This window comes from Colwellia sp. NW0002-52-1, from assembly GCF_057550865.1.
This window is the reverse complement of the sequence record NZ_BAAJLU010000001.1, coordinates 543,803-556,092: the sequence shown is the minus strand read 5'-3', so window position 1 is coordinate 556,092 and position 12,290 is coordinate 543,803. Positions and strand designations below refer to the sequence as shown.

Annotated in this window: 11 protein-coding genes; 9 read left to right on the top strand and 2 right to left on the bottom strand. The window is 37.7% G+C overall.

The window, feature by feature from the left end; all coding sequences use genetic code 11:
• Positions 1 to 18: 18 nt before the first annotated feature.
• Positions 19 to 2,127, top strand: a complete 2,109-nt coding sequence (gene ovoA, locus AC27H3_RS02315; protein WP_487103394.1) for a 5-histidylcysteine sulfoxide synthase — start codon at positions 19 to 21, stop codon at positions 2,125 to 2,127.
• Positions 2,087 to 3,337 carry a pyridoxal phosphate-dependent aminotransferase gene (locus tag AC27H3_RS02310; protein WP_487103392.1) on the top strand — a complete coding sequence of 417 codons (1,251 nt, stop codon included), beginning with the start codon at positions 2,087 to 2,089 and terminating at the stop codon, positions 3,335 to 3,337. The genes ovoA and AC27H3_RS02310 overlap by 41 nt, the downstream gene beginning before the upstream one ends.
• 83 nt (positions 3,338 to 3,420) lie before the next feature.
• Here the strand turns inward: AC27H3_RS02310 and trhA are convergent, their stop codons facing one another.
• A complete protein-coding gene (trhA, locus tag AC27H3_RS02305) occupies positions 3,421 to 4,056 on the bottom strand; it encodes a PAQR family membrane homeostasis protein TrhA (RefSeq protein WP_085301303.1) in 636 nt (211 codons plus the stop codon).
• 408 nt (positions 4,057 to 4,464) lie between these two features.
• Positions 4,465 to 4,683: an EF-hand domain-containing protein gene (locus AC27H3_RS02300; protein WP_085301304.1), complete on the bottom strand. Its 219-nt coding sequence runs from the start codon at positions 4,681 to 4,683 to the stop codon at positions 4,465 to 4,467.
• Between the two features lie 566 nt (positions 4,684 to 5,249).
• Here AC27H3_RS02300 and AC27H3_RS02295 point away from each other — a divergent pair.
• From AC27H3_RS02295 to nrdR, 7 genes are all read left to right on the top strand, one after another.
• Entirely contained in the window at positions 5,250 to 6,782 is a 1,533-nt protein-coding gene (locus tag AC27H3_RS02295; RefSeq protein WP_487103390.1) for an alpha/beta fold hydrolase, read from the top strand.
• A 3-nt stretch (positions 6,783 to 6,785) separates the two neighbouring features.
• A complete protein-coding gene (locus AC27H3_RS02290) occupies positions 6,786 to 7,532 on the top strand; it encodes an ABC transporter ATP-binding protein (RefSeq protein ID WP_487103388.1) in 747 nt (248 codons plus the stop codon).
• Complete coding sequence (locus AC27H3_RS02285; RefSeq protein WP_487103386.1) at positions 7,529 to 8,692, top strand: ABC transporter permease; 1,164 nt, start codon at positions 7,529 to 7,531, stop codon at positions 8,690 to 8,692. The genes AC27H3_RS02290 and AC27H3_RS02285 overlap by 4 nt, the downstream gene beginning before the upstream one ends.
• Before the next feature lie 25 nt (positions 8,693 to 8,717).
• A complete protein-coding gene (locus AC27H3_RS02280) occupies positions 8,718 to 9,335 on the top strand; it encodes an RNA polymerase sigma factor (protein WP_487103385.1) in 618 nt (205 codons plus the stop codon).
• Complete coding sequence (locus AC27H3_RS02275) at positions 9,332 to 9,973, top strand: hypothetical protein (protein WP_487103383.1); 642 nt, start codon at positions 9,332 to 9,334, stop codon at positions 9,971 to 9,973. Before AC27H3_RS02280 ends, AC27H3_RS02275 begins: the two co-directional genes overlap by 4 nt.
• Positions 9,974 to 10,271: 298 nt before the next feature.
• Positions 10,272 to 11,528, top strand: coding sequence for a serine hydroxymethyltransferase (glyA, locus tag AC27H3_RS02270; RefSeq protein ID WP_487103381.1), 1,257 nt, complete (start codon positions 10,272 to 10,274; stop codon positions 11,526 to 11,528).
• 303 nt (positions 11,529 to 11,831) lie between these two features.
• On the top strand, positions 11,832 to 12,287 hold the full coding sequence (gene nrdR / locus AC27H3_RS02265) for a transcriptional regulator NrdR (RefSeq protein ID WP_085301311.1): 456 nt from the start codon (positions 11,832 to 11,834) through the stop codon (positions 12,285 to 12,287).
• Positions 12,288 to 12,290 lie beyond the last annotated feature (3 nt).

The following is a 12,290-nucleotide window of genomic DNA, read 5'->3' as shown; positions in this document are numbered from 1 at the left end:
AAATTTAGTGAATATTACATGATAAATCAATTAAATACGCCAACTCTTAATGGAACGTCAATAAAGGAAAAAAGAGCAGAGTTAAGCTCTTACTTTAAAAATACCTGGTCGACTTACGAGTCATTGTTCTCTCTAATTAATGATGATGAAGCTTACTTTTTACGACCTGAATCGCTAAGACATCCATTAGTGTTTTATTTTGGACATACGGCGACTTTTTATATCAATAAATTGATTTTAGGAAAGTTTATTCCACAACGGGTTAACAACCAAATAGAAGCTATTTGTGCAGTAGGTGTTGACGAAATGAGTTGGGATGATCTCAACAGCGAACACTATGATTGGCCAAGCATCGATGAAATTAGAGCGTATCGCCAGGAAGTGTACAGTTTAGTTTTAAATCTAATCGACACCATGGAGTTAAGTTTACCGATAACTCAAGACTCATTGGCGTGGATTATTTTAATGGGTTGTGAGCATGAGCGTATTCACCTTGAAACGTCTTCGGTGATCATGAGAATGTTGCCATTAAAGTGGCTAACAAATAATACGCAATGGCAACCTTGTATACATTCATCGAGTGCGCCAGCAAATGAACTTGTCTCTGTGAAAGCACAATCCTTAAACTTAGGAAAAAAGCAAACAGACAGTACCTTTGGCTGGGATAATGAGTATGGGCAACAAACCGTTGAGGTTGAAGCATTTAGTGCCGGCAAGTTTTTAGTTTCTAATCAAGAATACATGGAATTTGTTGAAGCTGATGGCTACCACTCTAAGCAGTTTTGGTGTGAAGAAGGTCAAGCATGGTTAGCCTATACACAAGCGAAAATGCCGAGATTCTGGCGCTACAATAATGGTAAATATAGCCAACGTAACTTAGCAAACGAAATGCCATTACCCTTAGATTGGCCGGTAGAAGTTAATTGTTTAGAAGCAAAAGCATTTTGCCGATGGTTAGAACACAAAAGTGCCGACTACATTCGTTTGCCTACCGAAGCGCAGTGGTATTGTTTACGTGAGCAAGTTAAAGGAGATCAACATCAATGGCATGAAACGCCAGGCAATATTGATTTAGCCTACTTTGCTTCTTCTTGTCCGGTTAACCAATATAAAAATGGTGATTTTTTCGATGTTATCGGTAATGTCTGGCAATGGACCGAGTCAGCCATTGATGGCTTTTCTGGCTTCAAGGTTCATCCACTTTATGACGACTTTTCAACGCCAACTTTTGATGGCAAACACAATCTCATCAAAGGGGGCTCTTGGATTTCTACCGGAAATGAAATTTTAGCCTCTTCACGTTATGCTTTTAGGCGACACTTTTATCAGCATGCTGGTTTTAGGTATATTGCCAGTAAGCAACCTAGCAGCGGGCAAGTCAGTGTTAATAAATATGAAACCAGTAAAGATATTTGTCAGCAACTTGACTGTTATTTTGGCGCTAACAAACTTGGCTTTGGAAACTACGGACAACAAATAGCTCAACACGTTGTTAGTGCAATAACCAAGCAAAACAATGCAGCTAAACGTTTGTTGAACTTAGGTTGTAGTGTCGGGCGAGTGGCTTTTGAATTAACTCAGTATTTTCAACATATTGATGCCGTGGATTTTTCTGCACGTACAATACAGCATGGCGTGCAGTTGCAAGCGGGCGGTAGCGTGCGTTATACCGATACGATTGAAGGCGATATTTGTCAATTTAATGAGCTTTTTTTAGCGGATAAAGTGGCAGCAGTAAATCGTGAACGCATACTGTTTAGTCAAGCTGATGGCGGTAATTTAAAAGATAAATTTAATCATTATGATGTTATTTTAATTCAGCATGCACTAGAGCAAAGTTATGATCCTAAACGCTTATTGGCCAATGCTGTTAGTCGTTTAAATGCTTCGGGTTTATTGATTATAGTTTCAGATTATAATTTTCAAACACAAATCACAGAAAAGTCTAAATGGCTAAGTGGTATAAAAGTTAATGGCGAAAATTTATCAGGCATTGATGCGTTAACCAGTGAGCTTCAAGACAGTTTTGAACAAGTTCTCCTGACAGACTTAACCCGTGTGATTGCTGATGCTGCACGTAACTTTAATGTTAGCCAATGTCAGCTTAGTGTATGGCGAGCGTTATGAGAAAATATATCATCAAATTGTTGCGTATAAATTATTCGTTATGACGACACTCTCATTACCAAAGCATATTGCTTTTAGCCAAAGCCTTGCGAGTTATACAAAATATAATTTAAGTGACTCTACCGCTCAGGCTTTAACACTAAACCAGCTCTGTAATTTGGCGGACAGTAAAGTAGATAAAAGCAATACTCAACACGCTAACTTAGGTGAAACTCTGCTGCAATATTCCCCTTTGCAGGGGGATCTAGTATTGCGCCAAGAAATCATTAATTTTCATCAAGCGCTAAATAGTCATACAAGTAAAATTGGTGTTGATAACGCGATAACCTTTTGCGGAGCACAGGAAGCATTATCCGCTATTTATCAATCGTTGCTCAGTGCTGAAGATGAAATTGTTGTGATGACACCAAGCTACCCTTCATTAGTTAATATGGCAAAGTCGATGGGCGTTATTGTTAGGGAAATACCACTTTGTGCTGATAATAATTGGCAAGTCAATATTGATGATTTTAAACGTACAGTAAACGATAAAACTAAGCTTATAGTGGTTAACTCGCCGCATAACCCAACGGGCAGTGTTATAGCTACAGAGCTAGCTGAAGAAATACTGCAATTGGCGCAACAATATCGGTGCTACTTATTAAGTGATGACGTCTCCCAAGCAAGCAATTATTATGGTTTAGCGTTAGCGCATCGTTACTTAGATTATCAAAAGAGTATTGTTGTTGGTGTTATGTCAAAAAGTTTGGGTTTAGCTGGCATTCGCATTGGCTGGGCTGTTACCCCAAATAACAAACTACGTGATCAGCTGCTAGCTATTAAAGCGCTCAATTCTATTTGTTGCTCTAAAATAGACGAAAAGTTAGCAGTATTAGCCTTACAAAATCGCAGCGAAATTTTAGCTAATAATAATCAGACTATTCTCGATAATATTTCACTGTTCAAGGCCTTTATAGACAGACATTCAGACAAGCTCGGCTGGCAACCACCTAAGGCAGGTATGCTATCGTTAGTTGAAGTAAAAAATATTAGCTCAATAACATCATGGGCTGCTCAGGTTGCTCAAGAAAGTGGCGTGCTTTTACTGCCAAGTGAATTGTTTGGTATGACTGGCAATTATTTTCGTTTGGGGTTGGGGCAAAAAAGTTTTGCTAATACGTTATTGGTTTTTGAACGTCAGTTGTTATCAATGGATAATGGTATTGTTTAACTGCTGACTTTAGCGTGAAATTCAGCAGTTAACTTTTTAAAGCACTTAGGTTTTAAGTACGTAGGTTTTAAAGTAAATAGGTTTTAAAGTACGTAGAAAAATATCATAAAAAAGTGACAAACAGCGGCAGAAAATACAAAAAAGTGCCAAATTGCATGGCTGTACTTTGCGTTCTTTCTAACATAGAAGATAGTACCTAAGCCATAAATTATCCCGCCTAAAGCGAGTAAGAACATGCCTTCAGTGGCAAGTTTATCATTTAACTTATCAATAAAAGTTAGTGATATTAAGCCTAAGCCTAAGTATGTTGCCAATGAGAGCTTTTTAAATCTACTGCCAAATTTAACTTTAAAAACAATACCTAAGATTGCCAATACCCAGATAATAGCGAGTACTATTGGGCCAATATCGTCTGCTAATGTGACCAACATCAGTGGCGTATAAGTACCAGCAATTAATAAATAAATCGCGCAATGATCGAGTAGTTTAAAAATGCGCTTCGCTTTTTCATGTAATAACGCATGATATAAGGTTGAGGCGCTAAATAATAAAACTAGGCTTATGCCATAAACGCTAAAACTTGCAACCTTTACCATATCAGCCTGTAACCAAGCTAAGGTTACTAGCAGTGTTAAGCCTGCAACGCTGAGTAATGCTGCTAGCCCATGACTAACCGCATTAATAATTTCTTCTGCTAAACCGTAAGCCTGATTTTGCATGTTTAATATTCCTATTTCAGTGTACAAGTGTACGCCGAGTATAATATCAAACCATAAAATGAAATGCTAGTGGTCTGACCTTTTGAGATTTTAAGCAATAAAGATAGATTAAGAATGTATAAATAAAGCTTAATGAAACTGTCGATAGCTTGAAGCTATATTCTTTTAAAAGCCGTGTTTCGCTATTAAGTAAGCTGTTTTGAAAAGCTGAAACTAAAGAAAATTTAAGTGGTTAGCGTAGATGAAAAATAATTAAATATAGGCGAGATAGCGAAAATTTACCTACAAGAGAATGAGTGTAAGTAATTATGGCAGTACTTTACTGATCTTGTAAAAATGCCAAAGATTAAATATCAGCGTGAAAATTTGCGCTTATAAATGCGAGTAAAATATAAGCGCAAATAAGCGTTATAATGCTAGGTCTATAACCATGTCACGTAACTCGTCTTTGGAAATTGAGTTATCATGATTTTTATCAAAACGATTGAATATGGTTTCACACATGCGAATGCCCTTATCTTGTAACAAGCAGTCAATCAATTCAACAAATTCACTTCTATTGATGACGCCGTCCTTATCTTCATCAAACACTTCAAATAATTCATCTACCCACTGATTTAATTCCATCAGTCATCCTCTTGTTGTGCGGCTAATTGCTGTAATAGACTTTATCGTTATTTTAAGAGTAAGTGAATGATTAATTCTATTATTTCGTTTAATAGTTTTTAACGCATACACTAATTATTTACCCTAAGGTGGAATGTAGATTACCAATATCAATATTCATGAGTAAGCCTGATTAGTGACACTCGATGTTAATAACACTAGTTATTTTAAATTTAATCACTTTTAGCTACCTAATGACCCCGATTTTATGTGTTTTATTGTGCAAGTAGCATGAAGGCAAATATCGCGATACATGTGGAATTAAGCCGTGTTGGTAAGATAAGTTGTTATAAAAAAATAGATAAAATAGTCCAGATAAAAAATTAATTTTAAAAAAGTGTAATAAAATCTAACTTGTTCAGACTAAGTAGCCTGAACTCTGGATAATGAGTGCTTGATACTCAAGTGGATCAAAAGCTTAGGTGGTAAAGTAAATGCTATATCAAGTTGAAGATCACAAATTTACACCATCAATGTGCTTATTCAGAGTTCAGGTTAAGTAGTTAATATTTTAAAAGGAAGTCAAAATGAAGATAAATTGGAAAGCTTTATTTAGCGCGAGCTTACTTATTGCATTGTCTAGTAGCGCATTATCTAACAGCGCTTTTGCTGAAGATATCGAACAACCACAATTGTTATTAGAGAGTTGTCATATAAAAGGCATTAGACAGCAAGTACAATGTGGTACTTATTCTACTCCTGAAAACTATGCCAAGCCTAACGGTGCAAAAGTAGATATTAATTTTGTCGTTTTACCGGCGATAGATAATAGCCAAGAAAAACTCCCTCTCATGTTTCTTGCTGGTGGCCCAGGCCAGGCAGCGGCTGAACTGTCTGCACAGATTTATCGTGGTTTTAATGAGATCAGAAAAACCCGTGATTTAATTTTAGTTGACCAACGCGGTACGGGTAAGTCTAACCCCTTACAATGTGAAGACTCACTAGAGGTTGACCCATACATTAGTTTGCCTGAAGAGTTTTCCATTGCTGATATTGAGCAATGTCTGGCAAAGCTTAGTGGCGATTTAAGCCAGTATAATTCAGAGAATGCCATTCGAGATTTCGACGCCATTCGAGCTGCACTTGGGCATAAGCAAATACATATTTATGGCGGTTCATACGGCACACGTGCGGGTTTAGTGTATATGCGTATGTTTCCAGAGTCGTTAAAGAGTGTAGTACTCGACAGTGTTGGCCCTATCGAAGTACCTATTGGCTTGTTTGGTAAAAGTGCAGAGCAATCTTTTAAAAAGTTAATGAGTAACTGCCAAAATGAGAAAAGTTGTGCGGCGCAATATCCAGCATTATTAAAAGAGTTCAATGTTGTTGTTGAGCGCTTAACACAAGCACCGGCTAGCGTTGAAATTGCACACCCAAGATTAGGCACTAATACCATTTTTAACATCAGTAACGATAAATTTATTTCTAGCTTACAAATGCAACTTTACTCCATGGAAACACGGGGGTTAGTGCCGCTGTTAATCCACCAAGCTTACTTAGGTAACTATAAACCCTTGGCGGGGCTAATTGCGCAAAGTGAAGGTGGCATGGGCATTTATGTTGGTCTGCACTTTAATATTGTTTGTAATGAAGATTTTCCAAGAATATCTAATGAGATGAAAGCCGCAGACGCTGATAATAGTTTTGCTAAAGGCATGAGTTTAGATATGGTCGCCAAGGTGTGTTCTGTTTGGCCTAAATACCAGCCAAGTGAAGCATTTTATCAAACGGTTGATACTGATATTCCAACACTGGTTATGTCGGGCGAGTTAGATCCCGTTACGCCTGTCAGTAATGGCGAAAAATCGCATGAAAACTTGCCAAATAGCCATCACATTATTTCTAAAAACAATGCTCATATAGTCGCCTCTACTGTTTGTGGTATTAAAATTGTGAATGAGTTTTTAGAGCAACAAAAGCCAACAGAACTCGACGAGTCATGCTTGGAAGAGATTCCCGCTGAGTCATTTATGGTTGGCTTAAATGGTGGTGCATTACCTCAAAAAACGCCGAAAGCTATGTTAGATATGCCAACTAAGCCAAGCAAAGAAAAGGAATAAGTCATGATCGAAGTAAATAACTTACATAAAAGTTTTGTTAGTAAGAAAAATACTGTTAAAGCCTTAGATGGATTGTCTTTTACTGCTAAAGATGGCGAAATTACCGGCATATTGGGGCCTAATGGCGCTGGTAAAACTACCTGCCTTCGCACACTTTATGGCTTATTACGCGCTGACGAAGGCTATGCGACAATTGACGGTATCAAAGTTACTGAAGAACCCATTAAAGCACGTAAACTGTTAGGTATTTTCCCTGATAAATTTGGTTTATACGAGCGCTTAACCGCCTATGAGCAAATTGATTATTTCGCCAGTATTCATGGAATGAAAGGTGCCAACAAACATGCCGCTATTGAGCAAATACTGACTGATCTAGAAATGACAGAACTAGCGCACCGTAAAACAGTAGGCTTTTCTCAAGGTCAAAGAATGAAGGTTACATTAGCCCAAGCACTCGTACATCAGCCGAAAAACTTTGTTCTTGACGAGCCTACTCGCGGTTTAGATGTAATGAGCACACGTATATTGCGTAATCATTTAGCTAAATTTAAAGAGAAAGGTCACTGTATTTTATTTTCTTCGCACGTAATGCAAGAAGTAGCGGCGTTATGTGATCGCGTTATTATTGTTTCAAATGGCAAGCTAGCCGCTCAAGGCACACCACAAGAATTATGTGATTTAGCCGGAGAAAAGCAACTTGAAGAAGCGTTTGTAAAACTAATCGGCTCAGATGAAGGAGTAGCAGCATGATGCAGCTTAAAGCCTTAATGGTGAAAGAATTTAAAGAGGCCTTTCGTGATCGCCGTGCATTAATGGTTGCAATGAGCATGGCATTATTAATGCCGGTAATGATCATGGTAATGCTAAAAGTAGCGATTAAAGAAGCGGTGGATAATCCTGCGGTATATGTAAAGTACAATGGTGAACAACATGCGCCTAAATTAATTAAAGCATTAAAAGATGAAAATATTTTATCTTTTAATGATGTGCCAAAAGACGAAGAACGTAACTGGAATGAGCGCAATATTGAATTAACTATTCCTGATACCTTTGCCGCTGATATGGCGGCTGGTAAACCAATAGAGTTAACTTTACGGGCCGATTACAATGAGAAATCATTATCAACCCCTATTCGTCGAATTAAAGATGTGGTTAACCAACACTCGCTAGCGATTGGATACAAACGTTTATTGGTGCGCGGTATTGATATTAAATTATTACAGCCGATTAAATTGCTTGAACAAGATACGGCGCTACCCAGTAGTAATGCCATGATGATCACCTTGATTTTAGGCGTCTACTTAATGATGGCGGCATTTATGTCAGGCTTGCCGGTTGCTATTGACTCAAGTGCGGGTGAGCGAGAGCGCAATGTTTTAGAAATGCTATTGTGTCAGCCAGTGAGTACGCTAAAAATAGTATTAGCAAAGTTAAGTTGTGCCAGTTCAATTTCTATTATCTCTATTATATTAATGTTGGTACTTACCTCGGTAGCGATGAACTTTGTTGATCTGACCAAAATAGGGGCAACTTTTAGTATTGATGCTCAAACCTTCGTTATATTGTTGTTATTGTTAATTCCTATTTGCTTTTTAGCCGCGTCATTACAATTGTTATTTGCCTTTCAAGCTAAAAGCTTTAAAGAAGCGCAATCAACAGTCACCATGCTGATCATGGCACCTAGTTTTATCCCTTTTGCGTTAATGATGATGGATGACAAACCTGCTTGGGTTGAGTGGATGCCTATTTCAGGACAGTCGCTATTAATGGAAGACGTTTTTAAAGGCTTACCTATTGATTGGAATGCCTTATTATTCACAAGTGTTGCAACCATAGTGCTGACAGTTGGCTTAGTGTTAATTTTAGCAAAAAGACTAACCTCAGAAAAAGTTGTAATGTCGTTGAGTTAGTCACTCAGCGTCTATGTTGTATAAAGTGGATAACCCAGTAGAATTGGCCTATAAAAAAAAAGACTGTTTCCAAGCAGTTAAACCAAAGCAGGGTTATTCATTGAACAACCAAGATATATTTATTAACTGGATCACTGAGCACGAAAAGCTTTTGCGTCATATCATTAATGGTTTCGAAGCTATGCCGTCAATTCAGGAAGAGCTGTTTCAAGAAATTGCTTTGAATATTTGGCGAGCTTTACCTAGCTTTCGTGCTGACTCAGCAGTAAAAACGTTTATTGCTCGTATAGCGCATAATGTTTTAGCTACTCATGTAGCAAAAGCGGTTAAAACGATAAAAACAGAGCCAAGTACAAGGTCGTTAACGGACACTGAATTACATCAAGAGCAGGCAAGTGATAACAATATTCCTGTTTGCCCCCAGCCAACACCATATCAATCATTAGATCAAAATCAACGACAACAAAAACTTGCACAAGCTATCCGGTTATTAAAACTCGAACATCAACAAGTGATCACCTTGGCACTCGAAGGTATGAGTTATCAAGAAATTGCTGACGTGTTAGCAATAACCACCACATCAGTGGGCGTTAGGTTACAACGAGCTAAGGCTAAATTAATGCAATTGTTGGAGGCAGTATGAGATCAGAAAACGAAAAAAATAAACCTGTTATAGAAACGTCAATAACCAGTAAAAAAGACCAGCCTTCTGAAAACTCGCAAGAAGCGCTTGATCATACCTGGGCTGAGCTTACTCAAGACTGGCAAAGCCAACCTTATGAAAAAGTTGACGTGCAGGCGTTATTAAGCCAAACCAAAAAGCGCACTTTCTGGGCGAAATTCTTATTAGCTTTAAATATTCTGGCAACTGTTTGCTTTATTGTTGTAGTTATTGTTATGTGGCTCAGCAACTCGCAAGATAAAACTACGATGACCTATCTTATTTTCGCTGCTGTAGGCTCAGTTATATTTGTTTATTATGAAATTAAAATTCGTTTAATTACATGGCAGCAAGTTTCAGCAAGTCCAGATATGGCGGTTAAAAATGCCATAAAGGGCATAGAGTCTTCAATTAACTATATAAGACTAACTAAATTTTCATGTTGGTTTTTAGTGCCTGCAGGTAGTTGGTACGTAATTGAAATGGCAAAACAAAATGACAAATCTATTTGGTTAGGCTTAATTATTATGAACGTTTCAGTTGGTGTTATGTGGGGAATAACGCATTTATTTCATCGCAAACGTAAAGCGGAATTAGCTAAATTAAAAAACACCAGCTAATGAATAAAAAGTCGTTTTATTCTGTAACTCAAAATTTAATTTGCATAACCATGTGAAAAACTGTTTTAAATTTGTTGTTTTATTGTCTAATAAGAAGTATGTTATTTTAATTGTTTATTGAAGTGAGGCATAAAAGTTTTTATGCCTCACTTCAAAGTATATTTGATTGCAAAATGAACTAACGCAGCGCAGTTTTTGCGTGTACAAGCAGCCTAAGTTCAGGCAAAATATGCCGCAATTAATTTTGAAATTAAGCCACCCTAGCAATTGCCAATGGCAAACTATTTGAGGATAAAACATGTTTACACGTGATATGAATATTGCAGATTTTGATCCAGAACTTTATCAAGCTATGAGCAATGAAGTTGTTCGTCAAGAAGAGCACATTGAACTCATCGCTTCAGAAAACTACTGTAGTCCACGTGTACTTGAAGCTCAAGGTTCACAACTTACCAACAAGTATGCTGAAGGTTACCCTGGTAAGCGTTACTACGGTGGTTGTGAATATGTTGATATTGCAGAGCAACTTGCTATAGACCGTGCAAAAGAACTTTTTGGCGCTACTTATGCGAACGTTCAGCCACATGCTGGCTCTCAAGCTAACTCAGCTGTTTTTCAAGCGTTAGTTTCTCCAGGCGGTAAAGTTTTGGGCATGAGCTTAGCGCATGGTGGTCATTTAACGCATGGTTCACATGTTAACTTTTCAGGAAAGTCATATGAAGCTATTCAATATGGTTTACACCCAGAAACTGGCGATATTGATTACGCTGAATTAGAGCGCTTAGCTTTAGAGCATAAGCCTGAGATGATCATTGGTGGTTTCTCTGCGTTTTCTGGTGTGGTTGATTGGGCTCGTATGCGTGAAATTGCTGATAAAGTTGGCGCATACTTCTTCGTAGATATGGCTCACGTTGCTGGTTTAGTTGCTGCTGGTTTATATCCAAACCCAGTACCACATGCCCATGTAGTTACAACGACAACACATAAAACATTAGCTGGCCCACGTGGCGGTTTAATTGTTTCTGGTTGTAATGATGAAGATGTTTACAAAAAATTAAATAGTGCAGTATTCCCAGGTGGCCAAGGCGGACCATTAATGCATATTATTGCTGCAAAAGCCGTAGCATTTAAAGAAGCATTAGCACCTGAGTTTAAAGTTTATCAACAAAGTGTTTTAGATAACGCTAAAGCTATGGTTGAAGTGTTACAAGAGCGTGGCTATAAAGTTGTTTCAAACGGTACCGACAACCACTTGTTATTATTAGATTTAATAGACAAAGACATTACAGGTAAAGATGCTGATGCCGCCTTAGGTCGCGCACATATCACGGTAAATAAAAACTCTGTGCCTAATGATCCGCGTTCACCATTTGTTACTTCAGGCCTTCGTCTTGGTACACCAGCAATTACTCGTCGTGGTTTTGGCGTAGAAGAAACTAAAACAACCACGAACTGGATTTGTGATATTTTAGATGATATTGAAAACGATGATGTTATTGCTAAAGTTCAAGCAGGCGTTAGTGAACTTTGCGCACGTTTCCCTGTTTATAAGTAACTGTTTAGCGCTAAGCACTCGAGATAAAAGTAGTGTTTAGCCGTGTTACTTAAGCTAAATGAACATCTAAAAGTGGCCACAATTGTGGCCATTTTTTTTGACTGTTTTTTATTTGTTAAATTTTTAGTAATACCAAATATAATAAGTTATTGACGATTTAAACCGCCTTAAAATGAACGATTATTTATTTCAATGGTATAAGTTATATTGCGAATAATAATAAGTTATTTCGCTTAATGATCTGTTTTCCATTAAAATACTGACAATAAAATGTCTATGACATGTTAACTACGGAATATTTCAATGTATTGCCCCTTTTGTTCAGCTAACGATACTAAAGTTATTGACTCTAGATTAGTCTCAGATGGCCATCAAGTTCGTCGTCGTCGTGAATGTTTAGCATGTCACGAGAGATATACTACGTTTGAAAGTGCTGAGTTAGTTATGCCACGTATTATTAAGCGTGATGGCTCTCGTGAACCTTTCAACGAAGATAAAATGCGTAATGGTCTGCTGCGTGCTTTAGAGAAAAGACCCGTAAGCACCGAAGAAATGGAACTATCGATTAACAAATTAAAATCGCAGTTACGAGCAACCGGCGAGCGCGAAGTATCGAGTGAAATGCTTGGTACTATTATTATGGAGCAACTGAAAAGTTTAGACAAAGTGGCTTATATTCGTTTTGCTTCCGTTTATCGCTCGTTTGAAGATATTAAAGAATTTGGTGAAGAAATTGCCCGCTTAGGTGATATTGATTAACTT

Coding starts and splice junctions, on each gene's coding strand:
- trhA (WP_085301303.1), bottom strand. CDS start 4,056: ATGCAAAATCAGGCTTACGGTTTAGCAGAAGAAATTATTAATGCGGTT.
- ovoA (WP_487103394.1), top strand. CDS start 19: ATGATAAATCAATTAAATACGCCAACTCTTAATGGAACGTCAATAAAG.
- AC27H3_RS02285 (WP_487103386.1), top strand. CDS start 7,529: ATGATGCAGCTTAAAGCCTTAATGGTGAAAGAATTTAAAGAGGCCTTT.
- AC27H3_RS02295 (WP_487103390.1), top strand. CDS start 5,250: ATGAAGATAAATTGGAAAGCTTTATTTAGCGCGAGCTTACTTATTGCA.
- nrdR (WP_085301311.1), top strand. CDS start 11,832: ATGTATTGCCCCTTTTGTTCAGCTAACGATACTAAAGTTATTGACTCT.
- AC27H3_RS02300 (WP_085301304.1), bottom strand. CDS start 4,683: ATGGAATTAAATCAGTGGGTAGATGAATTATTTGAAGTGTTTGATGAA.
- AC27H3_RS02275 (WP_487103383.1), top strand. CDS start 9,332: ATGAGATCAGAAAACGAAAAAAATAAACCTGTTATAGAAACGTCAATA.
- AC27H3_RS02290 (WP_487103388.1), top strand. CDS start 6,786: ATGATCGAAGTAAATAACTTACATAAAAGTTTTGTTAGTAAGAAAAAT.
- AC27H3_RS02310 (WP_487103392.1), top strand. CDS start 2,087: ATGTTAGCCAATGTCAGCTTAGTGTATGGCGAGCGTTATGAGAAAATA.
- glyA (WP_487103381.1), top strand. CDS start 10,272: ATGTTTACACGTGATATGAATATTGCAGATTTTGATCCAGAACTTTAT.